Source organism: Burkholderia ambifaria AMMD, assembly GCF_000203915.1.
GTDB lineage: Bacteria > Pseudomonadota > Gammaproteobacteria > Burkholderiales > Burkholderiaceae > Burkholderia > Burkholderia ambifaria.
The window spans coordinates 65,812-88,376 of record NC_008391.1; the positions used below are offsets into that span (position 1 = coordinate 65,812).

Genomic DNA, 22,565 nt, shown 5'->3' on the forward strand with positions numbered 1-22,565 from the left:
TAAAAATCTGTCAAGTAGAATGTGGCTCGATCGAGTGACGAGGAAGGCATGAACGAAGCGAAGAAGCTGCGCCGTACGTCGACGGGCGGCTACGCGCGCGGCGACGAGACGCGTCGGCGAATCATCGATGCGGCGATCGAGCTGTTCGGCGAACACGGATTCGCGGGCGCGTCGACGCGCGACATCGCAGCGAAGGCCGGCGTGAACGCGCCGGCGCTCCAGTACTACTTCGAGAACAAGGAAGGCGTGTACCGCGCGTGCGTCGAGGCGATTGCCGAGATCGGCTGGAGCGTGCTCGGGCCGGCGGTCGAGCATGCGCGTGCGGCGCTCGACGCGGAGGCGGACGTCGACGCGCTGATCGACGCGTTCATCGTCATCCTGCGCACGCTGGCCGACCGGATCTTCACGGTGCCGAAGACGCTGGGGCAACGGATGTTCTTCGCGCGCGAGCAGGTCGGGCAGGAGCCGGCAGGCGCGACCGACATTCTGATGAAGCGCGTGCGCAAACCGTTGAACGACGTGAGCGCCGAACTGGTCGGCCGGATCTCCGGGCGGCCGGCCGACGACCCCGTCACGCGGTTGCGCACGATGAGCCTGTTCGGGCAGTTGACGGTGTTCCACCTCGTGCAGCGCTCGGCACTGCAGTTGCTCGACTGGGACGGGTTCGACGGTGAAGGCGGTGCGCTGCTGATGGGGACGATCGCCGATCAGACGCGCGTGCTGCTCGAACACTGGCATGCGCAGCGCGGTGCCATTGTCGACGAAGCGCCGGTCGCCTTACGGCGCGGTGCGGGCGTGAAACGCGCGGCGAAGCCTGCTGCATCGACCGCCGCCGCGAAGCGCGTGCCGCGCGCGAAGAAGCCGGCGGCACGCTGAACGGCACGCGCGATCAGTTCGGCTTGCGCTCCGGCGGCGGCGCGGGATGCGTGTCGGCGGCAGGCATGTCGGCGGCATCGCCATCGTATTCGGGGCCCACGGGTCGCGAACCTTCGTCATACGCGACGAGGCTGCGCTGCGGATTCGCGATCCGGATCCCGCGTTCGCGGAACATCACCGCGATCCGCCGGTTGAACTCGCGCTGCACGCCCCAGCGTGCCGAGTCCTTGCACTGGATCTGGCCTGCCAGCGCGATCATCGCGCCGTCGACCTGGTCGATGCCCCAGTAGCTGAAATCCGACAGGATGCCGTCCTTGTAGTTCGGGTCGTCGCGCAGCGCGGCGCCAATCTCTTTCAGCGTCGCGATCGCGAGATCGATGTCCTGGCCGTAGGCGATGCTGACCTTGACGGCCGCGTTGCCGAGGCCGCGGTTCGTGTTGTTGACGGTCGTCACCGAGCTGAACGGAATCGTGTACAGCGACCCGTCGCCCCCGCGCAGCCGCACGGTGCGGATCGACAGGTATTCGACCGTGCCCGACACGCCGGCGAGCGTGACCCAGTCGCCCACCTGCATCGCGTTCTCCATCAGCAGGAAGATCCCGGTGATGAAATCCTGCACGAGCTTCTGCGAGCCGAAGCCGAGCGCGACGCCGAAGATGCTGGCACCGGCGAGCAGCGGGCCGATGTTCACGCCGATTTCGCTGAGGCCCGTCAGCACGACGACAAGCGCGATCAGGATGAACAGCAGCGAGCGCAGCATCGGCAGCAGCGTGCGCAACCGCGCCGCGCGCACGAGGTTGCCTTCGCGCGTCCATAGCTGCAGGCGCCGCTCGATCGCGATGTTCGCGGCTTCCCATACGAGCAGCGCGACGACGGCCGCGATCGCGATCGTGATCAGCGCCGATGCGAGCCGATGGCCGATCGTGCCGGTCCCGAACGCATGGAAGATCGGCACGCCCCAGGTCTGCAGCAACAGCACGACGGTCACGACGGCGATCACCGCCGACACGATCTGGCGCATCAGCGGATAGTAGCGGTACGCGTGCAGGTGGACGAGCGTGCGATCGTCGTCGCGGCGCTGGAACAGCCGCGCGAGCGCGCCGAACACGACGATCGACACGATGCGCATGCCGACCATCACGGCGATCGAGCGGCCGCCGAGCGTGATCAGCACGCGGTAGCCGTTGTGGACGTCGAGCGCCCACACGAACCACAACGCCATCACGACGAACACCGACACGGGTGCCCACGCGTCGGCGAGCGCATTGCTGATCACCGCGAAGGCCGGCCGCTCGTCGCCGGCCGCGCGGATGCGCGCGGCGACCGGCTGGCGGCACCGCAGGATCAGCGCCGAGATCATCAGGTGGCCGACGAGCGCGACGGCTTTAAGCAGCGCGACGTGACCGGCGTCGCTGAGGCCGAAGCTTCCGGCGAGTTCGACCGCGGAGGTGCAGGCGCCGAGGACGATCGCGATCCGCGCGATCGAGCGCTGCGCGAACGCGGCCCAGGCATCGCTGATGTGCAGCAGCCGCAGCTGCGGCGCATCGGGCTGGAAGAACAGCCGGCTGACGATCGTCACGAGGCGGCAGATCACGTAGATGTCGATCAGCGATTCGAGTGCGATTTCGGTCGGCGTGCCGGCGTCGTCGAGCAGCGACATCGTCAGGCTCGCGACGCCGACGAACACCAGCAGCGGCACGACCCGCAGCGCGAGGCTGATCAGCGCGCGCGGCATCCGGCGCAGCAGCGTGGTGTTGCGCCGCGCATGGCCGCGGCCTTGCGACGACGTATCGGGCCTGCCGGTGCCGTCCGCCCGGGCGGCGGCGTCGATCGTCGAGGCTGGCGGTGTGTGGTCGTCCGGGCCGGGCGGCTCGGACCCGGCGGGTTCGGCTGGCCCGGCTGGCTCGTCTTCGGCCACGCGCGACGATTCGGCGCGACGCGCGCTCAGGGCCGCCAGCGCGCGCCGCAGCAGCCGCCTTGCGAACCATTCGATGACGAACGCCGGCACGAGCACGGCGAGGATGATCCCGATCGCGCGCGTGAGGTCCGCCCGTGCGTCGGGGCGGACCAGCCGCTCGTGCCACCAGTTACCCACCGAGCCAACGTCGAGCAGCGAGCTTAGCGATTCGCGCAGCGCGCCGCCGATTTGGGCGGCCCAGCGCGATCCCTGCCGGACGACCAGCGACGCGAGCCCGTTCGTCGTCAGCGCGGCGGGGGTGGCGGCAGCCGATGCCGCGCTGGCCGGCACGGCGCCGCTCGCCGGCAGCGCGGGCGTGCTCAGTACGCCGACAGCCGCGATCGCGCGCAACGTGGTTTCGACCTGTTCGCGCTCGCGCGGATTCTGCAGGACGGAGAGCGCCTGCTGCGCCTGTTGCGGCGTCAGCGCGGGCACGGCGCCGGAGGCGGCCGATGCGGCGGCATGGGCGGGAGCGGCCGCGTGGGCGGCCGAGACGACGGCGGCGAGCAGCCAGCCGAGCAGGAAATGTCGCATGAGTAGGCGTGCGGGCGCGCGTCGAAGCGTGGCCCGCCGGTCTGGACGATGGACGGAAGTTAACATGATCGCGCGCGCCGCCGAATAGTTCCGTCGATGAATATTCGATTCGGGCATACCGCATCGGGCATGCTGGATGCGGATTCCTGACGAATCAGCCTGGCTCATCGTGAAAGACCGGCAGCACGTACTCGGCGATTTCTTCGATGACCTCGCGCACGGGCCGGTCCGAGCCGGGATTCAGCGTGACATGGTGCGTGCCGGCCGCGCGCATGTCGCGGAGAATGCCGATCAGCGCGTTGCGTCCGGTTGCGTAACCGAGCGACAGCGCGATGGCCGGTGCATCGCGATTCGCATCGAGATCGAGCCGCATCGACACGCCGAACGCGCGAAAGGCCGGTTGGGCGAGCCGCTCGACCGCCGCGCGCCACATCGAATGGCGCGCCCGCTGCGTGTCCGGATCGCGGTGGTAGGTCATCCAGCCAATCGCGTTCCGTGCGATCCAGTCGACGCTTTGTCCGCCGGAGCCGACCGCGAGCATCGGCACCGCGTCGTCGCCGCGCGGCAGCAGCGTGAACTCGGGTGCGTCGGGCGGCGTTTCGTCGGGCACCACGCGGGACGGCACGGCGAGCGCGGCCGCGACGATGTCCCAATGCCGGCGATACCGGTCGCGCCGCGTTTGCGCGTCGACGCCGAACGCCGCATATTCCGGCGGCCGGTCGCCGGAGCCGAGACCGAGGATGAAGCGTCCGCCGGACAGCGTCGCGACCGACAGCGCGCCCTTCGCGACATGCAGCGGATGACGCAGCGGCAGCACGATCGCGCCGCTCGCCAGCACGATCCGGCGCGTGCGCGCCGCGAGCGCGCCGAGCAGCACCCACGGATCGAGATGCCCCACCGGGTCGGGATAGTCGGCGCTGTTCAGCGGCACGTCGCGAATCCACAGCGCGCGAAAGCCGAGCGAATCGGCGAGCGCCGCGAGTTCGAGCTGCTCGTTGAAATCCGCGACGGTGTGACCGCTGCGCAGCAGCGGCAACGTCAGGCCGATCGACAGTCGCTCGGCCGAGAAGACGCGATGCGCGACGTCGGCGCGGTCGAAGGCGGGCAGGGGCATGTCCATTCTTTGAAGACGGGGCGACGCGCTCGCGTGCCGTACGGTGTCCGAATGCTAACGTGTTCGCGATGTTCGCGACGCGTCGATCTGCAGCGTCGTGCCCTGCGGCGCGAGACCGAGGCGCTCCGCCACGTGCCGCGACGCCGGGTCCGGTGCCGGCGACCAACCGCCGCGCGATGAACGCGGCCAACGTCGGGCGATTGTAAGCAGACCGTCGGCATCGTGCGGGCGCGAGCGTACGGCAGGCGCATGCGTCCCCACCCCTGCAACTTCGCCGTCGCTCTCCCGGGCCGTTTCCCGTCGTTTCACTTTCGAAACATTCACGCATTGCCATTGCCGCGCGATTTGCATCGGGGTCATTTCATCGGCCCGCGCAGCCTTGCGCAGTGAAGCATGGTGCGCTCCTTGCATATCTGTATTTGCCGTGAGCGCGATCGCGGGTGCAGCAGGGGCCGGGCGATCGCTTCAGTGGGTCGGACGTACAGAAGACGGGGACAACAGAATGAAAACAGACCGAATCGCAACGCGCCGTGTTGCAAACATGAATCGCCGACCTGCCCGTGACTTCGCGTCGCCGTTGATTGCGGCGACGTGAGCGCGCGGCCTTCCATTCCATCCGAACCCACCGGATTCGTTCTGAACGACGACGTGCACGCGTGACGCGCGAGGCCGACGATTGCCGGTCGGTCGTCGGGGATGAACCGCCGGTGCATGCAGATGGCGACCATGACTTCCGGATCATCATGCCGACGCGCGAAACGCGGGCGCACCGCGCCCGACGCTTGCGCCTGCGTGCCGCATGCGGTCCAGCGCGGCGATCCGCGCACCAAACAGGAAATAGAAGGTGTAGTTCCGGGGGAAGGTCCGCCGGCCGTGCCGCGGCGGATCCGATGACATTGTGCTGTCAGTTGATCCACTACCCCGATGGATCAATTGTTGAAGCGCCCGTCACCATGTGGTCGATGGGCGTCTTTTTTTGCGCGCCGGTCTCGCGCGCGGACCGCCGGCCCGATCGCGCGGCGTTCTGTATCATGTGCTGGCGCGCTGGCCGCCCGTGCGGTGCACGATCTGCCGCCGCACCCGAACACGCGCCGCCAACATGAACGACACCACCTTGCACGACCCCTCATCCGCCAGCGTCGATCCGGCTGCGCTCGATGCGCTGCACACGTTCGTCGAGCGCCATCCGCGGCTGCTCGTGCTGACAGGTGCGGGCATCAGCACGGATTCCGGCATTCCCGGCTATCGCGACCACAACGGTCAATGGATGCGCTCCCCGCCGATCCAGCTGCACGAATTCCTCGGTTCCGACACGGCGCGCCGACGCTACTGGGCGCGCAGCATGATCGGCTGGCCGGTGGTCGGGCGCGCGCAGCCGAACCGCTCGCACGTCGCGCTCGCGCGGCTCGGCGGCGCGGGCCGGATCGAGCGCCTCGTCACGCAGAACGTCGACGGCTTGCACCAGCGCGCGGGCAGCGGCGACGTGATCGAACTGCACGGCGGCATCAACCATGTCACGTGCCTCGATTGCGGCGCGCATCACGCGCGCGCGACGATCCAGACCGTGCTCGAAACGGACAACCCGGAACTGCTGGGCGCGCAGGCGGAGCCCGCCGCCGACGGCGACGCGCACCTCGAATGGGCCGCGCTCGACACGTTCCGCATTCCGGCCTGCCCGGCCTGCGGCGGGTTGCTGAAGCCGGCGGTGGTGTTCTTCGGCGAGAACGTGCCGCGCGAGCGCGTCGCGCTGGCGTCGCAGGCGCTCGATGCGGCCGATGCGCTGCTCGTCGTCGGCTCGTCGCTGATGGTGTATTCCGGCTATCGGTTCTGCGTGTGGGCGCAGGCGCGGAACAAGCTCGTCGCCGCGCTGAACCTCGGCCGCACGCGCGCCGATCCGATGCTGACGCTGAAGGTCGAGGCGCGATGCGCGCCCGCGCTCGACGCGCTGAATGCGCGGCTGGGCGTGTGCGGCGGTGCACCGGAGCACGCATCGTGACCGGGCCGACGTCTTCGCCCGATCCGTCCGCGCGGCTGTCGGCGCCGGCCGCCGAGCGCAATCGCGGGCCGATCCTCGACGTGCTGCGCCGCGTGCTGCCGGCGAGCGGCAGTGTGCTCGAAATCGCGAGCGGCACCGGGCAGCATGCGGTCCATTTCGCGCAGGCGCTGCCGGGGTTGCGCTGGCAGCCGAGCGATCCCGACGCGCACGCGCGCCGCTCGATCGCCGCGTGGGTCGCGCATGCGGGCCTCGCGAACCTGGCCGAGCCGCTGGCGTTCGACGTGCGCGATGCGTCGTGGCCGGCCGCGGCGCTCGACGCGATCGTCTGCATCAACATGATTCATATCTCGCCGTGGGCGTGCACCGACGCGTTGTTCGACGGCGCGTCGCGCGCGCTGCGCCCCGGCGGCGTGCTGTTCCTGTACGGCCCGTATCGCCGCGAAGGCCGGCACACGGCGCCGTCCAACGCAGCCTTCGACCAACAGTTGCGCAGCCGCGACCCGTCGTGGGGCGTGCGCGATCTCGAGGCGGTCGTGGCGCTCGGCCTCGATCGCGGGCTCGACTGCACCGAGGTCATCGAGATGCCGGCGAACAACCTGAGTGTCGTGTTCCGCCGGCTGCCGCACGCGGAGCAATGACACGCCGGCGCGCATCGCGGCCGGGTTTCCACTATCCTTTCGCCTGTGCGCGCGGCCCGGTTCGGGTCGCGCCCCGTTTTTTCCGGAGAATTGAATAATGGGCAAACAAGCCATCGGTGTGATCGGACTCGCGGTGATGGGCCGCAATCTCGCACTCAATATCGAGAGCCGCGGTCATGCGGTGTCGGTGTACAACCGCAGCCGCGCGAAAACCGACGAACTGATCGCCGAATTCCCCGGTCGCAATCTGGTACCGACCTATACGCTCGAGGAGTTCGTCGCGTCGCTCGAAACGCCGCGCCGGATCCTGATGATGGTGAAGGCCGGCGAAGCGACCGATGCAACGATCGCCTCGCTCAAGCCGCTGCTCGAGAAGGGCGACGTGCTGATCGACGGCGGCAATACGCATTTCACCGACACGATCCGCCGCAACCAGGAACTCGCGCAATCGGGCCTGCACTTCATCGGCACCGGCGTGTCGGGCGGCGAAGAGGGCGCGCTGCGCGGCCCGTCGATCATGCCCGGCGGCCAGCGCGACGCTTACGACCTGGTCGAGCCGATCCTCAAGCAGATCGCCGCGAAGGCGCCGTCGGACGGCGAGCCGTGCGTCGCGTACATGGGCCCGGACGGTGCGGGCCACTACGTGAAGATGGTCCACAACGGGATCGAATACGGCGACATGCAGCTGATCGCCGAGAGCTATGCGGTGCTGAAGGACGTCGCGGGCCTGACCAACGACGAACTCGGCGCGGTGTACACCGAGTGGAACCAGGGCGAGCTCGACAGCTATCTGATCGAGATCACGTCGAAGATCTTCGGCAAGAAGGACGACGCAACCGGCAAGCACCTCGTCGACGTGATCCTCGATCGCGCCGCGCAGAAGGGCACCGGCAAGTGGACGAGCCAGAACGCGCTGGATCTGGGCGTGCCGCTGCCGCTCATCACCGAGTCGGTGTTCGCACGCGTGCTGTCGTCGCTGAAGACGGAGCGTGTCGCGGCCAGCAAGATCCTGTCGGGCCCGGCCGCAGCACCGTTCGACGGCGATCGTGCGGCGTTCATCGAAGCGGTGCGCCGCGCGCTGTACCTGAGCAAGGTGATCTCGTACGCGCAGGGCTTCGCGCAGCTGCGCACGGCGTCCGAAGAGTACGGCTGGAGCCTCGACCTCGGGACGATCGCGAAGATCTTCCGCGCGGGCTGCATCATCCGCGCGCGCTTCCTGCAGAAGATCACGGACGCGTACGCGAAGGATCCGGCGCTCGCGAACCTGCTGCTCGACCCGTACTTCAAGGACATCGCCGCGAACTACCAGGCGTCGCTGCGCGACGTCGTGGTGGCCGCGGTGAAGGCCGGCGTGCCGGTGCCGGCGTTCGCGTCGGCGGTCGCGTACTTCGACAGCTACCGCTCCGAGCGGCTGCCGGCGAACCTTGTGCAGGCGCAGCGAGACTTCTTCGGCGCGCACACGTTCGAGCGCACCGACAAGCCGGGCAGCTTCCACGCGAACTGGTCGTAACGGGCTGCGAGGACGGTATTGTTGCGAAATTCTATTCTTTGAGTAGGGTTTTTCGTTCCCGGATCCCGGAATTGTTGGCTCCGCGGAAACAGTGTTTTCGTTCTTTCATGGTTTTCCCTAGGTGATCTCCGGACTAAACTTTGATCAATCGCTGCAGACATGGTGTGTGCGGCGAAGCAAAAAATACCGGAGGTAATCATGAAATCGCTGATCGCAACGTTCGCTGCAGCTGCTGTCCTCGCCGTTCCCGCCGTGTCGTTTGCCCAACAGAACGCGCCCGTCACCCGTGCGCAGGTCAAGGCCGAGCTGGCCGAGCTGCAACAGGCCGGCTACAAGCTGGGCAGCGACCGTACCGACTACCCGGCAGGCATCCAGGCAGCTGAAGCCCGTCTGAGCCCGCAGCAAAACGTCGCCGCTGCCGATACGAGCGGCTACGGCGCGCAATCGGCCGCCCAGCAAGAGTCGGGCGCTCCGGCAGCCGCCAAGACCGGCTGGCAAGTAAAGCGCGTGTCGGATGGCGCACCGGTCTACAAGGGTCGTTAATCGCCTTCGATCACCGGCCGCATGCGCGGCCTGAGCTGATCCCGAGCAGTACACGCAGCCCGTCGTTCCGCATCACGGAACGACGGGCTGTTTTCATTGGCGTCCGCCGCGTCAGTGCAGCGGCCGCGGGCCGCGGCCGATGTCCCGGAACAGCGCCTCGGCCGGTTCGAGCGCCTGCAGCCACGCTTCGTCGTAGCCACTCAGCGTGTCGAGCGCCTCGCGCAGCCGCTCGATCGCGAGCACCGGCAGCTCGACGCTGTGCCGGGTCGCGCCGCTCAGGTGCGCGACGCTCGCCAGCTGGACGAGGGCGTCCGCGGCTTCGGCGACGTCCGTCGCGAACACCAGGTGCCGGTTGAGCAATTCGACGAGGCCGCTGGAACCGGCGAAATCCTCGGCGTTGAGCTGCACGGACAGAAACGTCGCATTGTTCATGTTGATCTCCTCTTTATTGGCGGATCGTGCGGTGCATCTCGGAGTATAGGAGGTGGCCGGCAACGGGGGCGGGGGCCGACCGGCCATCGCGGTCCAGCCGGCAGGAACCCGCCCGGACGCCCGCGCGGCGCGGCTTGCGGACCGCCGGCGCGTGGCCGTGGCGATGCAAGATTGTTGCCGGGTCGGGCGCCTGTCGCGGTCCTGAGCGCGACAAATGGTATCTTTCACGATCGGGACGACGTGCAAATGGCGCGAAAAGAGGGCCGGTGAGCCCCGTCGCGTCGGCGTCCCGCTGTGGAAACTGACGGCCGCGACAGCGGTCGGATACTGGTTGGTCCGGCCGTGCGGCCGGACATCGTGCGTCGCGTGCCGGAGGGCGGTGGGTGGCGCATCGACGCAAATCCGGGAGGACCCTTGAGAGAAACGATTCCGATCCACGAGGCGCTCGCGCGCTGGTTGCCGCAGGCGGCGCTCATCGTCGCGGCCGCCGCGCTGACGGGCTGTACGATGACGCCGTGGACCGACAGCTGGCAGCCGGTGCGGCCGTCGACGCCCATGTCGGCCGCCACGCCGGGCGTGATCGCCGGCTATTACCGCGTGAATCCGGGCGACACGCTCGCCGGCATCGCCGCCGCCTACGGGCAGCGCGTGCAGGACCTGGCCAGCTGGAACCGCATGTCGCCCAATGACGCCGTGTCGCCCGGCCAGGTGCTGCGCGTCGCGCCGCCGCCTGCCGCGACGTCGCTCGGGCAGCCGTCCACCGCGGCGCAACCGGGTTCGCTGGCATGGCCGGCGACGGGAAGCGTCGCCGCGCCGTTCTCGGCCGGCAGGACGCGCGGCATCACGATCGCCGCGTCGGGCCCCGACCATTCGGTGCGGGCCGCGGCAAACGGGCGGGTGGTCTACGCCGGCTCCGGCGTCAAGGCGTACGGCCCGCTCGTGATCCTGAAGCACGACAACGGGCTCATCACGGCCTATGGGCACAACGGCAGACTGCTCGTCAACGAAGGCGACGCGGTGCGCGTGGGCCAGCCGATCGCCGAGATGGGCACCGACGCGAGCGGCCGCTCGACGTTCGAGTTCGAGGTCCGGCAGAACGGCAAGGTCGTCGATCCGATGAACTTCCTGCCGCGCAACGGCGGCTGACGCGCCGCATCACGACGTGTGCGCCTAGCGGCGCACACGTTCCCGCCTTCATCCTTCCTTAAGCTCCGTGGCGTCAGACTGTCTCGCATGATTGCCGAGCCAGCGAATGCCCACCGCGAGCCCCGTCGCGCCGAGCGCGATCAGCGAACACTGGATCGCGACCGGCAGATAGCCGTGCGGCCGCGGATCGACGAACGGATAGGGATACCAGTTCTCCACCGAGCCGCGCACGAGCGTATAGCCGAGATAGACGATCGGAAAGGCGAGCCATGCGAGCGCGCTGCGCCACGGGATCGGCGAGCGCGGCTCCACGTACAGCCAGTCGCACAGCACCACGAGCGGCACGATCCGGTGCAGGACCCAGTTGTTCAGGGCTGGTGTGACGTGCAGCAGCGCATCGAGCCGGGCGAGCAGCAGCTCGTAGACGATCGCGGTGATCAGCATGTAGAGCACGGCGGCGCCGCGCATCGATTCGTAGCGGGCCGAGCCGGGGCGCGTGACGCGCGACAGCCCCGCGATCAGCATGACCGCCGCATACAGGCTGCTCAGTTGGGTGAAGTAGCTGAGGTAGTTGCCGAGATGAAAGGTCGGCATGGCCCAGTAGTCGGCGACGCTGTGCAGCGTGGTCGACACCGCGAGCAACGCGGCGATCAGCCGGTAGGCCGCAACGAAGAACGCTTTGCTCATGATGCCCGCGCAACGTCGCACGAAAGCTTCATCGTGCCACAGCCATCGGCGCGCGCGATGCGGATTTTCCATATGACGGCGCGGTGACGCGTGGCTGCGCGAATTCTTCGGATATTTGATCGGGCCGGGCAACAGCGGCCGCACGCGGGGCTACAATCGGTGCAGCCGCCGGGTACCGCCTGGCGCTGCATCTGCCTGCCCCACATACAAACGAGAAACACGAGACCAAGCATGAGAAACATCCTCGCGAAACAGACGCGCTACAGCTCGCCTGCGATCTTCTTTCACTGGATCATCTTCCTGCTGGTGGTGCTGGCCTACCTCGCCATCGAGATTCGCGGACCGAAAGGCAGCGACAGTCGCGCGTTCTGGATGAACGTGCACTTGCTCGCGGGTACGTCCGTGCTCGTGCTCTCGGTGCTGCGCGTGTTGTGGCGCGTGGTCAGCCGCGTGCCGGAGCCCATCGTGCAGGCGCCGCTGCTCAAGTGGCTGTCGAAGCTCGCGCATTTCGCGCTGTACCTGTTCATCATCGCCCAGCCGCTGCTCGGCATCATGATGATCAACATGGGCGGCAAGCCCGTGTCGCTCGACTGGATCGGCGTGTCGTTCACGCTGTTCGGCCCGGACAAGGCGCTGCGCCCGACGATCAAGGAGGTCCACGAACTGCTCGGCAATGCGTTCTACTTCGTGATCGGGCTGCATGCGCTGGCCGCGCTTTATCACCATTTCGTGCGGCGCGACGACGTGCTGCGACGCATGGCGCCGTGATCGCCGCGTGCTGAAGCCGCGCGGCAGCCGGGGGCACATGGTTGTGTTGACAACCATGTGCCCCCGGTTCGTTTACCGCGATGTGCGGCTGGCCTTCGCGGCGAACCTTCGGTAACATCTCGGCTGTTTTTACATTCCGCTTACGCGTCGCCGCGCATGCTGCATCGACATCGTCATCTGACCGCCTGGCTCGGCGTGTTCGCGATCTGGCTCGCGATCGCGGCGCCGCTGGTGTCGCAGTGGCGACTCGCACGGGTGGCAACACCCGACGCGATTGTCTGCGGTAGCGAGCATGGCGCGCACCGCGCGCCCGATGCAGGCCACGCGCACGATCCCGCGCGCCATCTCGATGCGTGCGGCTATTGCGGCTTCTTCGCGCACACTCCTGCGATCGGCGGCGCGGCCGCCGTATTGTTCGCTTTCGTCCCCACCCAGGTCGTTTCCGCCGTCGCGCCGCATGGCGTCGCGCCGCGTGCCGCCCCCTATCCGCGCGCGTATCCACGCGCACCGCCCGAGCGCGCCTGACGCGCTGTCTTCCGTTTCATTCATCGCCGACATCCGTGCGGTCCATCGAGGCCGCGTGGAGGGCGTCACTCGGGCTTTCGATCATGACCATTCCTTCCTTGCGCGCGCCGAGGGCGTCGCGCCATTGCCGCGCGCGATGCGTGCCGCGCATGCTGAAACTCACCATTCCCGCGCTGGCCGTCGGCGCGATGAGCGCGGCGGCCGCCGCTGAAGCCGCGCGCGCGGCCGGTGCGCCGACGGACGACGCGGCCGTACTGCTGCCCCCCGTCGAAGTCGTCGCGTCGCCGCTGACGACACCGCTCGTCATCGTCACGGATCCGAAGACGCCGCGCCAGCCGCTGCCGGCCAGCGACGGCGCCGACTACCTGAAGACGATTCCCGGTTTCACGTCGATCCGCAGCGGCGGGACGAACGGCGACCCCGTGCTGCGCGGGATGTTCGGTTCGCGGCTGAACATTCTGGCGAACGGGATGCCGACGCTCGGTGCGTGTCCGAACCGGATGGACGCGCCGACTTCGTATATCGCGCCGGAAAGCTATGACAAGGTCACGGTCGTGAAGGGGCCGCAGACCGTGCTGTACGGCCCCGGCGCATCGGCCGGCACCGTGCTGTTCGAACGCGTGACGCCGCGTTTCGAGCGCCCCGGCATGCGCTTCGACGGCAGCGTGGTCGGCGGCTCGTTCGGCCGCAACGACCAGAACGTCGACGTGACGGCCGGCACGCCGGACGTCTATGGCCGCGTGAGCGCGAACCACGCGCACGCGCAGGATTACCAGGACGGCAACGGCAACACCGTGCCGTCGCAATGGGACAAATGGAACGCGGATGCGGCGCTCGGCTGGACGCCCGACGATCACACGCGCGTCGAACTGACGGCCGGCACCGGTGACGGTTATGCGCGCTATGCGGGGCGCGGGATGGACGGCGCGCATTTCCGCCGCGAGACGTTCGGCCTGTCGTTCGACAAGCGGCATCTCGGCGACGTGCTCGAGCGCATCGAGGCGCGCGTGTACTACAACGAAGCCGACCATGTGATGGACAACACCACGCTGCGGCAGCCCGATCCGACCAGCAGCATGCCGATGCGGATGGCATCCGAAGTGCGGCGCCGCACGCTCGGCGCGCGGGCGGCGGCGACGTTTCGTTTCGGCGACGACTTCAAGCTTGTCACCGGCGTCGACGCGCAGTCGAACCGGCTCGACGCGCGCTCGGCGATGGGGCGGCAGAACTACGGCGACCAGCCGTGGGATGCGCAGGCGACGATGTGGAATGCGGGCGCGTTCGGCGAGCTGACGTGGTACGCGAGCGATGCGGCGCGCGTGATCGGCGGCGCGCGGGTCGACTACGCGAGCGCCCGCGACAAGCGTGCGACGACGAGCGGGATGATGGCGAGCAAGCCGAATCCCACCTTCGACGACGATCGCGCGCGCGTGCTGCCGAGCGGCTTCGTGCGCTACGAGCGCGATCTCGCGTCGCTGCCGGTCACGTGGTACGCGGGAGTCGGTCATGCGGAACGCTATCCGGACTACTGGGAGCTGTTCTCCGCGAAGCGCGGGCCGGCCGGTTCGGTCAACGCGTTCTCGGCGGTGCAGCCGGAGAAGACCACGCAGCTCGACATCGGCGCGCAGTACAAGAGCGAGCGGGTCGATGCGTGGGTGTCGGCCTACGCAGGCTATGTGCAGGACTACATCCTGTTCAATTACGCGGCCGGGATGATGGGCCCGACCACGCAGGCGACCAACGTCAACGCGCAGATCTTCGGTGGCGAAGCCGGCGTGTCGTGGCGGCCGGTCGCACCGCTGCGCGTCGAGACGTCGCTTGCTTATGCATGGGGGCGCAACGCGACGAGCGGCGATCCGTTGCCGCAGATGCCGCCGCTCGAGGCGCGCGTTGGGCTCGAATACACGCGCGGCGCATGGTCGGCCGGTGGCTTGTGGCGGATCGTTGCGCCGCAGCATCGCTATGCGCTGAACGAGGGCAACGTGGTCGGCAAGGACTTCGGTCCGAGCGCCGGATTCGGCGTGTTGTCGCTGCATGCGCAGTACAACGTCAGCAAGAAGGTGCAGATTTCGGTCGGCGTCGACAACGTGCTGGACAAGGCGTATGCGGAACACCTGAACCTCGCCGGCAATGCGGGCTTCGGCTATCCGGCGAATGCGCCGGTGATGGAGCCGGGGCGTACGGCATGGGTGCGCGTGAGCGCGAAGCTCTGACGCACGACGCGTGTGCGATGCAGCATGCGCGCGCATCGACGCGACCCCGCCCGAACGGGCGGGGCACGTCAAGCGATTAGAGAACCGTATCTAGTCAGGGCGCAAACGTTGGCGACTCGTGATTCACTCCCGCATTCGACGCACACGATGGCCGCGACTGTCGGCAACGTGCCGTGCGCGTCGATCCGATCTCATTCGCACCGGCAGCACAATAATCAGGAGAACAAGCATGGCCAGATCGATGCGTTCCAGGGTGGTGGCAGGGGCAGTGGCATGCGCGATGAGCGTCGCGCCGTTCGCGGGGACGGCCGCGATGATGACGCTCGCGACGACGCATGCGGCGATGGCGGCGACCGCGCCGTCGGACGACTACGCGACGACGCGTTATCCGATCATTCTCGTGCACGGGCTCACCGGCACCGACAAGTACGCGGGCGTGCTCGAGTACTGGTATGGCATTCAGGAGGACCTGCAGCAGCACGGCGCGACCGTCTACGTCGCCAACCTGTCCGGATTCCAGAATGACGACGGCCCGAACGGACGCGGCGAACAGCTGCTCGCTTACGTGAAGACGGTGCTCGCCGCGACTGGTGCGACGAAGGTCAACCTGGTCGGTCACAGCCAGGGCGGCCTCACGTCGCGCTATGTGGCGGCCGTCGCGCCCGATCTCGTTGCGTCGGTGACGACGATCGGCACGCCGCATCGCGGCTCCGAGTTCGCCGACTTCGTGCAGGGCGTGCTCGCCTATGATCCGACCGGGCTGTCGTCGTCGGTGATCGCCGCGTTCGTCAATGTGTTCGGAATCCTGACGAGCAGCAGCCACAACACGAACCAGGACGCGCTCGCCGCGCTGAAGACGCTGACGACCGCCCAGGCCGCCACGTACAACCAGAACTATCCGAGCGCGGGCCTCGGCGCGCCGGGCAGTTGCCAGACGGGTGCGCCGACGGAGAGCGTCGGCGGCAATACGCACCTGCTGTATTCGTGGGCCGGCACGGCGATCCAGCCGACTATTTCCGCGTTGGGCGTCACGGGCGCGGCCGACACCAGCACGATTCCGCTGGTCGACCCGGCGAACGCGCTCGACCTGTCGACGCTTGCGTTGCTCGGCACGGGCACGGTGATGATCAATCGCGCCTCGGGCCAGAACGACGGGCTCGTGTCGAAATGCAGCGCGCTGTACGGGAAGGTGCTGAGCACGAACTACAAGTGGAACCATGTCGACGAGATCAACCAGTTGCTCGGCGTGCGCGGTGCGTATGCGGAAGATCCGGTCGCGGTGATCCGCACGCATGCGAACCGGCTGAAGCTCGCGGGCGTGTGATCGATGACGGCACGTGAAGGACGCGCGCCGCGGGTGCGGCGCGTGGCGGTCTACGGTGCGGTCGGGCTGGCGGCGATCGCCGGCGTCGCGATCTGGAGCGGGGCGGCGTCGCATCGCGGCGCCGACACGGCGCGCCTGTCGGCCGATGCGGCGGCGCGCGACGGCGCGAGCGCCGCACCGCCGCCGCCCGCACGGCCGGCGAGCGCGGGCATGCCGTCGCCGCTCGCCGGTTCCAGCGCGCCGCGGCTGCCGCTCGATGCCGCCGGCCATCTCGCGAAGTCGCGCGCGGTCCGCGATTTCTTCGACTACTGCCTGAGCGCGCGCAGCGACCTGAGCGCGACCGCGCTCGATGCGCTCGTCGTGCGCGAGATCGCCGCGCAGCTCGACGGCACGATGGCGCAGCCCGAGGCGCTCGACGTCTGGCATCGATATCGCGCGTATCTCGACGCGCTCGCGAAGCTGCCGGACGCCGGCGCGGTCGACAAGTCGGATCTCGGTGCACTGCAGCTCGCGCTCGACCAGCGCGTGTCGATCGCGTACCGGACGCTCGGCGACTGGAGCCAGCCGTTCTTCGGCGCCGAGCAGTGGCGGCAGCGCTACGATCTCGCGCGGCTGAAGATTGCGCAGGACCGCACGCTGACGGAGGCGCAGAAGGCGGAGCGGCTCGCGGCGCTCGCGCAGCAGATGCCGGGGGACGAACGCGCGGCACGGCAGAAGGCCGACCGGCAGCAGGCCGCGATCGACCAGATCGCGCAATTGCAGAAGAGCGGGGCGACGCCCGACGCGATGCGCGCGCAACTGACGCAGACGCTCGGGCCTGACGCCGCCGCGCGCGTCGCGCAGATGCAGCAGGACGACGCGTCGTGGCAGAGCCGCTACGCCGACTATGCGGCGCAGCGCGCGCAGATCGAAGCGGCCGGGCTGTCGCCGCAGGATCGCGACGCCCAGATCGCCGCGCTAAGACAGCGCATGTTCACGAAGCCCGGCGAAGCGGTGCGAGCGGCATCGCTCGACCGCGGCGCGGCGGCTGCGCGATGACGAACGATAACGCGTGATCGCGCACGATGGCGCACGCCATCACGACGCGCGCGTGAAGTGCCGCGGCAGGTGCTGTTCGATGGTTGCCGCGAGCGTGTCGAACGCGGGGCCGATGCCTTCGTGCGCGACGCATGCATAGCCGAGCAGCAGGCCGCGGCGCGCGGTGTCCAGCCGGCTGTAGTAGCTGGTCAGCGGGCGCACGATCACGCCCGCGTCGAATGCGCTTTGCGTGACCGCGCGATCGTCGCATGCGTCGGGCAGGCCGAGCACCAGATGCAGGCCGGCTTCGTCGCCCATCACCGGCAGCGCGTCGCCGAAGCGCGCATGGATCGCATCGATCAGCAATTGCCGGCGCTCGCCGTACAGCGTGCGCATTCGTCTGACGTGCGAAGTCAGGTGCCCATCCATGATGAACTCGGCGAGCACGGCCTGCTGCATCAGCTGGCCCTCGCGATACAGCTCCGACAGCCCGGTGCGGAACGTGTCGACCAGATGCTCGGGCACGACCATGTAGCCCATCCGCAGGCCCGGGAACAGCATCTTGCCGAGGCTGCCGACGTAGATCACGCGGCCGCCGTCGTCGAGCCCCTGCAGCGACGCGAGCGGGCGGCTACCGTAGCGGAATTCGCTGTCGTAGTCGTCCTCGATGATCCAGCAGCGGTGCCGGCGCGCGTATTCGAGCAGCATCCGGCGCCGCGCGAGGCTCATCACCATCCCGAGCGGATACTGGTGCGACGGCGTGACGAGCACGAGCCGCGGCGGCTGCTGCATGTCGGCCGCGCTCGGATCGATGCCTTCCTGGTCGACCGGCACCGGCGTGAGCGTGAGGCCGGTCGCCTGCAGCACGCTGCGCACGCCCCAGTAGCACGGCTCCTCGACCCACGCGCGATCGCCGATGTCGGACAGCAGCCGCACCGCGAGGTCGATCGACTGGTGGATGCCGGTCGTGATGATCACCTGGTCCGGCGAGCATTTGACCGAGCGCGCGACGCGCAGGTAGTCGGCGAGCGCGCGTCGCAGCGGCCGGTAGCCGCCGCCCGGCGCATAGGTCAGTAGCTCGGGATTCGCTTCCTTCCACAGTCGCGCCTGCAGGCGGCTCCACGTGCGGCTCGGGAATTCCGATACGTCCGGCACGCCCGGCATGAACGCGCCCCATTGACGTCGCGATACGCCCGCGTGCTCGATCAGTTGCCGGCCGCGCATCGACAGGCCGCCGTGCGCGTCCGGCAACGGCGCTTCGTCGGCGGCTGACGGCGGCGGCGCGGCGCCCGGCGCGTGGATGACGGCGGCGTCCGGCCGCGTGTCGGCCACGTAGGTGCCGCTGCCGGTCGTCGTCAGCACGTAGCCTTCGGCGGTGAGCTGGTCGTACACGTGCAGCACGGTATTGCGCGCGATCGACAGGTCGGCCGCGAGCGTGCGCGAACTCGGCAGTTTTGTGCCCGGCCCCAATTCGCCGGTCAGGATAGCCTGCTGCATCAGCTGCAGCAACTGCCGGTACATCGGTTCGGGCGAGCTGCGGTCGATTCGGCCGGACAGCCAGTCGGCGACGATGACGGTGTCCAAAGTGGTCCCACGCGGAATATTGAAATGGTTCCCTATTGTAGGACCGTGCGCGCCGTATAGTGAATCTCATCTCATAATCAATTGTCGCGCAGCAAGGGGACAGCCACGATGAAGTCCGATGATGTGATCGTCAGCTTTCGCGGCGTGCGGAAGACCTACGACGGGGAGACGCTGGTCGTCAAATCGCTCGACCTCGATATCCACCGAGGGGAATTCCTGACGCTGCTCGGGCCGTCCGGCTCGGGCAAGACCACCTGCCTGATGATGCTGGCGGGCTTCGAGTTTCCGACGGGCGGTGAAATCTGGCTCGACGGCGAACTGCTGAATACCGTGCCGCCGCACAAGCGCAACATCGGCATGGTGTTCCAGAACTACGCGCTGTTCCCCCACCTGACCGTCGAGCAGAACGTCGCGTATCCGCTGACGGTGCGCAAGCTGTCGGCCGCCGAGCGCGCGGAGCGCGTCGCGCATGCGCTGAAGATGGTGCAGATGGAACGCTTCGCGAAGCGCTATCCGGCGCAGTTGTCGGGCGGCCAGCAGCAGCGCATCGCGCTCGCGCGTGCCCTCGTGTTCGAGCCGAAGCTGGTGCTGATGGACGAGCCGCTCGGCGCGCTCGACAAGCAGTTGCGCGAACACATGCAGTACGAACTGAAGGCGCTGCACGAGAAGCTCGGCGTGACCTTCGTCTACGTGACGCACGATCAGGGCGAGGCGCTGACGATGTCCGATCGCGTCGCCGTGTTCGACAAGGGCATCGTGCAGCAGCTCGATACCGTCGATTGCCTGTACGAATCGCCGTGCAACGAATTCGTCGCGAACTTCATCGGCGACAGCAACCGGCTGCGCGGCACCATCGCGCGCGTCGACGGCGACTTCTGCGAATTCCGGCTCGACGATGGCACGCAGCTCGTCGGGCGCCGCATCGGCGATGCGGCCGAAGGCGCGCCGGCCGTCGCCTGCATCCGCCCCGAACGCATGAGCCTTGCGGCCAACGGTCACGCGAATGGCGCCGCCAACCGCGTGACCGGCGAGGCGCGCAGTCTCATCTATTTCGGCGATCACGTGCGCATGCGCTGCGCGCTGCCGGGCCAGGAGGAATGCTTCGTGAAAGTGCCGCTCGGCACGGATGCGCTCCACGCGTTCGCGCCCGGCGCACCGGTCGCGCTCGCCTTCGCGCCCGAGCACCTGCGCGTGTTCGCGTGACACAGGGTTTCACCGTTTTTCCGTAGCACGTCGTCAACAACAAAGCCCATTTCCACCACGAGAGGAGAGGAACCATCATGAACGGAGCAAGCTCAACCGCACGTCGCACCGCGCTCGCACTGGCACTGGCTGTCGTCGGCGCATCGGCCACGGCGGCCGAACTCACGGTCGTCAACTTCGGCGGCGCGAACGGCGACGCGCAGAAAGCCGCATTCAACCAGCCGTTTGAGAAGGCGACCGGCAACAAGGTCACGGCCGTCGAGTACAACGGCGAGCAGGCTAAAGTGAAGGCGATGGTCGAGGCGAAGCACGTCAACTGGGACGTGGTCGAAGTCGAATCGGGCGACCTGAACCGCGGCTGCGACGAAGGGCTGTACGAGAAGCTCGACTGGTCGAAGATCGCGAAGAAGTCCGACCTGATTCCGGAAGCGCCGCAGGTGTGCGGCGTCGGCTTCTTCGTGTGGTCGACCGCGCTGTCCTATAACGCGGACAAGCTGAAGTCCGCGCCGACCGGCTGGGCCGATTTCTGGAACGTGAAGAAATTCCCCGGCAAGCGCGGGATGCGCAAGGGCGCGCGCTACAACCTCGAATTCGCGCTGATGGCTGACGGCGTCGCGACGAAGGACGTGTACAAGGTGCTCGGCACGAAGGCCGGCCAGGACCGCGCGTTCAAGAAGCTCGACGAGCTGAAGCCGTACATCCAGTGGTGGGAAGCCGGCGCGCAGCCGCCGCAGTTCCTGGTGGCCGGCGACGTCGTGATGTCGACCGCGTACAACGGCCGCATCGATGCCGCGCAGAAGGAAGGCAAGAACCTGAAGGTCGTGTGGAACGGCAGCATCTACGACCTCGACTACTGGGCGATTCCGAAGGGCTCGCCGAACAAGGCGCTGGCCGAGAAGTACATCGCGTACACGCTCACGCCGAAGCCGCAGCAAGCGTATGCGCAGCACATCGCGTACGGGCCGACGAACGTCGCGGCGATCAAGTCGCTCGACGCGAAGACGCTCGCGAACCTGCCGAACTCGCCGGCCAACGGCAAGAACGCGGTGCTGGAGGACATCGGCTTCTGGACCGACCACAGCGACGAGCTCGAGCAGCGCTTCAGCGCATGGGCCACGAAGTAAGCGTCTTCAGGCTGTCCTGATGCAACCTGCCGCGCGACGCGCCGAACGCGTCGCGCGGCATTCCGCCGGATCGAGCCCGGCCGGAGAGAACCGTTGAACACGATGACGATCGCTCCTTCCTCGCCGTCGACAGCCGCGCTCAAGCGCGAACTGAAGGCCGCCGAGGCCCGCAAGCGCACGATGGCGCTGCTGCTGGTCGCGCCGCTCGCGATCTTCCTGCTGCTCATCTTCGTCGTGCCGATCGGCACGCTGCTTACGCGCGCGGTGCAGAACCCCGAGATCGCGACCGCGCTGCCGAAGACGGTCGCCGCGCTGTCGGGCTGGGACCGCAAGGCGCCGCCCGCCGACGCCGCGTACGTCGCGCTCGCGGCCGACATGACGAAGGTCGCCGACAGCGAGGCGATGGGCGCGCTCGCGCGGCGCCTGAACACCGAGATTCCCGGCTACCGCTCGCTCGTCGCGAAGACGGCGCGTGCGATGCCGCTGAAGGGCGACAACGATGCCGTCGCGGCGCTGACGCCCGCGCAAACGCGCGCGAAACTGCTCGACCTCGATGCGCGCTGGGGCGACGCCGCGTACTGGCAGGCGATCGCGAAGAACGGCAGCCAGGTGTCGCCGTTCTACCTGCTCGCCGCACTCGACCACAAGCAGGACGGCTTCGGCCGGATCGTGCAGGCCGATCCCGACCAGTCGATCTATCTGTCGATCTTCGGCCGCACGTTCGTGATCGGCGTCGCGGTCACGCTGTTCGCGCTGCTGCTCGGCTATCCGCTCGCCTACTGGATCTCGACGCTGTCGGATCGGCGCGCGAACCTCGTGATGATCCTGGTGCTGATTCCGTTCTGGACGTCGGTGCTGGTGCGCGTGGCCGCGTGGATCGTGCTGCTGCAAAGCGAGGGGCTGATCAACACGGCGCTGATCGGCAGCGGGCTGATCTCGCATCCGCTGGCGCTGCTGTTCAATCGCGTCGGCGTGTACATCTCGATGACGCACATCCTGCTGCCGTTCATGATCCTGCCGCTCTACAGCGTGATGAAGTCGATCCCGCCGACCTACCAGCGCGCGGCCGTGTCGCTCGGCAGCCATCCGTTCGCGGCGTTCTGGCGCGTGTACGTGCCGCAGACCTATCCGGGCGTCGGCGCGGGCGCGCTGCTCGTGTTCATCCTCGCGATCGGCTACTACATCACGCCCGCGCTGCTCGGCGGGCCGAACGACCAGATGGTCAGCTACTACGTCGCGTACTTCACGAACGTGACGATCAACTGGGGCATGGCGTGCGCGCTCGGCGGGCTGCTGCTCGCGGCGACGCTGGTGCTGTATGCGGTGTACGGGCGCTTCACGCGCTCGAACGTGAGCCTCGGCTGAGCGCCGGGC

General features: G+C 68.1%; 20 protein-coding genes. 14 read left to right on the forward strand and 6 right to left on the reverse strand.

The annotated features are described in order from the left end of the window. The first annotated feature begins 48 nt into the window (after nucleotides 1–48). On the forward strand, nucleotides 49–876 hold the full coding sequence (locus BAMB_RS16535) for a CerR family C-terminal domain-containing protein (RefSeq protein WP_011658320.1): 828 nt from the start codon (nucleotides 49–51) through the stop codon (nucleotides 874–876). Nucleotides 877–889: 13 nt separating this feature from the next. Here BAMB_RS16535 and BAMB_RS16540 read toward each other — a convergent pair whose 3' ends face one another. Together BAMB_RS16540 and BAMB_RS16545 are read right to left on the reverse strand one after the other, a co-directional pair. Next, nucleotides 890–3,367, reverse strand: a complete 2,478-nt coding sequence (locus tag BAMB_RS16540) for a mechanosensitive ion channel domain-containing protein (protein WP_041491420.1) — start codon at nucleotides 3,365–3,367, stop codon at nucleotides 890–892. Between the two features lie 154 nt (nucleotides 3,368–3,521). Next, complete coding sequence (locus BAMB_RS16545) at nucleotides 3,522–4,481, reverse strand: LLM class oxidoreductase (protein ID WP_041491621.1); 960 nt, start codon at nucleotides 4,479–4,481, stop codon at nucleotides 3,522–3,524. 1,099 nt (nucleotides 4,482–5,580) lie between these two features. Between BAMB_RS16545 and BAMB_RS16550 the strand changes: the two genes are divergently transcribed. From BAMB_RS16550 to BAMB_RS16565, 4 genes are all read left to right on the forward strand, one after another. Continuing rightward, entirely contained in the window at nucleotides 5,581–6,477 is an 897-nt protein-coding gene (locus BAMB_RS16550) for an NAD-dependent protein deacetylase (RefSeq protein WP_011658326.1), read from the forward strand. Continuing rightward, nucleotides 6,474–7,115, forward strand: coding sequence for a DUF938 domain-containing protein (locus BAMB_RS16555; protein ID WP_011658327.1), 642 nt, complete (start codon nucleotides 6,474–6,476; stop codon nucleotides 7,113–7,115). The genes BAMB_RS16550 and BAMB_RS16555 overlap by 4 nt, the downstream gene beginning before the upstream one ends. A gap of 97 nt (nucleotides 7,116–7,212) precedes the next feature. Continuing rightward, nucleotides 7,213–8,625: an NADP-dependent phosphogluconate dehydrogenase gene (gene gndA / locus BAMB_RS16560; RefSeq protein WP_006760524.1), complete on the forward strand. Its 1,413-nt coding sequence runs from the start codon at nucleotides 7,213–7,215 to the stop codon at nucleotides 8,623–8,625. A gap of 198 nt (nucleotides 8,626–8,823) precedes the next feature. Next, nucleotides 8,824–9,168, forward strand: coding sequence for a DUF4148 domain-containing protein (locus tag BAMB_RS16565; RefSeq protein WP_006754857.1), 345 nt, complete (start codon nucleotides 8,824–8,826; stop codon nucleotides 9,166–9,168). A 111-nt stretch (nucleotides 9,169–9,279) separates the two neighbouring features. Here BAMB_RS16565 and BAMB_RS16570 read toward each other — a convergent pair whose 3' ends face one another. After that, nucleotides 9,280–9,600: a hypothetical protein gene (locus BAMB_RS16570; RefSeq protein WP_011658328.1), complete on the reverse strand. Its 321-nt coding sequence runs from the start codon at nucleotides 9,598–9,600 to the stop codon at nucleotides 9,280–9,282. A 414-nt stretch (nucleotides 9,601–10,014) separates the two neighbouring features. Between BAMB_RS16570 and BAMB_RS16575 the strand changes: the two genes are divergently transcribed. Further along, nucleotides 10,015–10,746, forward strand: a complete 732-nt coding sequence (locus tag BAMB_RS16575; protein WP_011658329.1) for a peptidoglycan DD-metalloendopeptidase family protein — start codon at nucleotides 10,015–10,017, stop codon at nucleotides 10,744–10,746. Between the two features lie 48 nt (nucleotides 10,747–10,794). Here the strand turns inward: BAMB_RS16575 and BAMB_RS16580 are convergent, their stop codons facing one another. Continuing rightward, the gene (locus BAMB_RS16580; RefSeq protein ID WP_041491622.1) at nucleotides 10,795–11,433 is read right to left on the reverse strand and encodes a Pr6Pr family membrane protein; all 639 of its coding nucleotides are present in this window, start codon (nucleotides 11,431–11,433) and stop codon (nucleotides 10,795–10,797) included. 231 nt (nucleotides 11,434–11,664) lie between these two features. Here BAMB_RS16580 and BAMB_RS16585 point away from each other — a divergent pair, with 231 nt between their 5' ends. Both BAMB_RS16585 and BAMB_RS16590 read left to right on the forward strand, forming a co-directional pair. Then, nucleotides 11,665–12,201: a cytochrome b gene (locus tag BAMB_RS16585; protein WP_011658331.1), complete on the forward strand. Its 537-nt coding sequence runs from the start codon at nucleotides 11,665–11,667 to the stop codon at nucleotides 12,199–12,201. A 156-nt stretch (nucleotides 12,202–12,357) separates the two neighbouring features. Then, complete coding sequence (locus BAMB_RS16590) at nucleotides 12,358–12,726, forward strand: DUF2946 domain-containing protein (RefSeq protein WP_011658332.1); 369 nt, start codon at nucleotides 12,358–12,360, stop codon at nucleotides 12,724–12,726. Between the two features lie 16 nt (nucleotides 12,727–12,742). Here the strand turns inward: BAMB_RS16590 and BAMB_RS36110 are convergent, their stop codons facing one another. After that, a complete protein-coding gene (locus BAMB_RS36110) occupies nucleotides 12,743–12,877 on the reverse strand; it encodes a hypothetical protein (RefSeq protein ID WP_265332559.1) in 135 nt (44 codons plus the stop codon). On the opposite strand from BAMB_RS36110, the gene BAMB_RS16600 reads away from it, so the two are divergent. The 3 genes from BAMB_RS16600 (at nucleotide 12,876) to BAMB_RS16610 (ending at nucleotide 17,301) form a co-directional block, all read left to right on the forward strand. Further along, nucleotides 12,876–14,939 (forward strand): TonB-dependent copper receptor, encoded by a 2,064-nt coding sequence (locus BAMB_RS16600; protein WP_227739366.1) that lies wholly within the window; start codon nucleotides 12,876–12,878, stop codon nucleotides 14,937–14,939. The two genes, BAMB_RS36110 and BAMB_RS16600, sit on opposite strands and share 2 nt — an antisense overlap. 229 nt (nucleotides 14,940–15,168) lie before the next feature. After that, nucleotides 15,169–16,263 (forward strand): esterase/lipase family protein, encoded by a 1,095-nt coding sequence (locus tag BAMB_RS16605; protein WP_011658334.1) that lies wholly within the window; start codon nucleotides 15,169–15,171, stop codon nucleotides 16,261–16,263. A 3-nt stretch (nucleotides 16,264–16,266) separates the two neighbouring features. Next, nucleotides 16,267–17,301 carry a lipase secretion chaperone gene (locus BAMB_RS16610; protein WP_011658335.1) on the forward strand — a complete coding sequence of 345 codons (1,035 nt, stop codon included), beginning with the start codon at nucleotides 16,267–16,269 and terminating at the stop codon, nucleotides 17,299–17,301. A gap of 39 nt (nucleotides 17,302–17,340) precedes the next feature. Here the strand turns inward: BAMB_RS16610 and pdxR are convergent, their stop codons facing one another. Further along, nucleotides 17,341–18,864 carry a MocR-like pyridoxine biosynthesis transcription factor PdxR gene (gene pdxR, locus BAMB_RS16615; protein ID WP_011658336.1) on the reverse strand — a complete coding sequence of 508 codons (1,524 nt, stop codon included), beginning with the start codon at nucleotides 18,862–18,864 and terminating at the stop codon, nucleotides 17,341–17,343. A 108-nt stretch (nucleotides 18,865–18,972) separates the two neighbouring features. Between pdxR and BAMB_RS16620 the strand changes: the two genes are divergently transcribed. The 3 genes from BAMB_RS16620 (at nucleotide 18,973) to BAMB_RS16630 (ending at nucleotide 22,556) form a co-directional block, all read left to right on the forward strand. Further along, nucleotides 18,973–20,067, forward strand: a complete 1,095-nt coding sequence (locus BAMB_RS16620) for an ABC transporter ATP-binding protein (protein WP_011658337.1) — start codon at nucleotides 18,973–18,975, stop codon at nucleotides 20,065–20,067. Nucleotides 20,068–20,144: 77 nt separating this feature from the next. After that, on the forward strand, nucleotides 20,145–21,191 hold the full coding sequence (locus tag BAMB_RS16625; RefSeq protein ID WP_011658338.1) for an ABC transporter substrate-binding protein: 1,047 nt from the start codon (nucleotides 20,145–20,147) through the stop codon (nucleotides 21,189–21,191). 102 nt (nucleotides 21,192–21,293) lie between these two features. Beyond that, nucleotides 21,294–22,556, forward strand: a complete 1,263-nt coding sequence (locus BAMB_RS16630; RefSeq protein ID WP_011658339.1) for an ABC transporter permease — start codon at nucleotides 21,294–21,296, stop codon at nucleotides 22,554–22,556. Nucleotides 22,557–22,565: the final 9 nt, after the last annotated feature.

Bases quoted from the DNA above. Each gene is read 5' to 3' on its own strand.
- BAMB_RS16535 (WP_011658320.1), top strand. From the start codon at position 49: ATGAACGAAGCGAAGAAGCTGCGCCGTACGTCGACGGGCGGCTACGCG.
- BAMB_RS16540 (WP_041491420.1), bottom strand. From the start codon at position 3,367: ATGCGACATTTCCTGCTCGGCTGGCTGCTCGCCGCCGTCGTCTCGGCC.
- BAMB_RS16545 (WP_041491621.1), bottom strand. From the start codon at position 4,481: ATGCCCCTGCCCGCCTTCGACCGCGCCGACGTCGCGCATCGCGTCTTC.
- BAMB_RS16550 (WP_011658326.1), top strand. From the start codon at position 5,581: ATGAACGACACCACCTTGCACGACCCCTCATCCGCCAGCGTCGATCCG.
- gndA (WP_006760524.1), top strand. From the start codon at position 7,213: ATGGGCAAACAAGCCATCGGTGTGATCGGACTCGCGGTGATGGGCCGC.
- BAMB_RS16565 (WP_006754857.1), top strand. From the start codon at position 8,824: ATGAAATCGCTGATCGCAACGTTCGCTGCAGCTGCTGTCCTCGCCGTT.
- BAMB_RS16570 (WP_011658328.1), bottom strand. From the start codon at position 9,600: ATGAACAATGCGACGTTTCTGTCCGTGCAGCTCAACGCCGAGGATTTC.
- BAMB_RS16580 (WP_041491622.1), bottom strand. From the start codon at position 11,433: ATGAGCAAAGCGTTCTTCGTTGCGGCCTACCGGCTGATCGCCGCGTTG.
- BAMB_RS16585 (WP_011658331.1), top strand. From the start codon at position 11,665: ATGAGAAACATCCTCGCGAAACAGACGCGCTACAGCTCGCCTGCGATC.
- BAMB_RS16590 (WP_011658332.1), top strand. From the start codon at position 12,358: ATGCTGCATCGACATCGTCATCTGACCGCCTGGCTCGGCGTGTTCGCG.
- BAMB_RS16600 (WP_227739366.1), top strand. From the start codon at position 12,876: ATGCTGAAACTCACCATTCCCGCGCTGGCCGTCGGCGCGATGAGCGCG.
- BAMB_RS36110 (WP_265332559.1), bottom strand. From the start codon at position 12,877: ATGCGCGGCACGCATCGCGCGCGGCAATGGCGCGACGCCCTCGGCGCG.
- BAMB_RS16605 (WP_011658334.1), top strand. From the start codon at position 15,169: ATGGCCAGATCGATGCGTTCCAGGGTGGTGGCAGGGGCAGTGGCATGC.
- BAMB_RS16610 (WP_011658335.1), top strand. From the start codon at position 16,267: ATGACGGCACGTGAAGGACGCGCGCCGCGGGTGCGGCGCGTGGCGGTC.
- BAMB_RS16620 (WP_011658337.1), top strand. From the start codon at position 18,973: ATGAAGTCCGATGATGTGATCGTCAGCTTTCGCGGCGTGCGGAAGACC.
- BAMB_RS16625 (WP_011658338.1), top strand. From the start codon at position 20,145: ATGAACGGAGCAAGCTCAACCGCACGTCGCACCGCGCTCGCACTGGCA.
- BAMB_RS16630 (WP_011658339.1), top strand. From the start codon at position 21,294: ATGACGATCGCTCCTTCCTCGCCGTCGACAGCCGCGCTCAAGCGCGAA.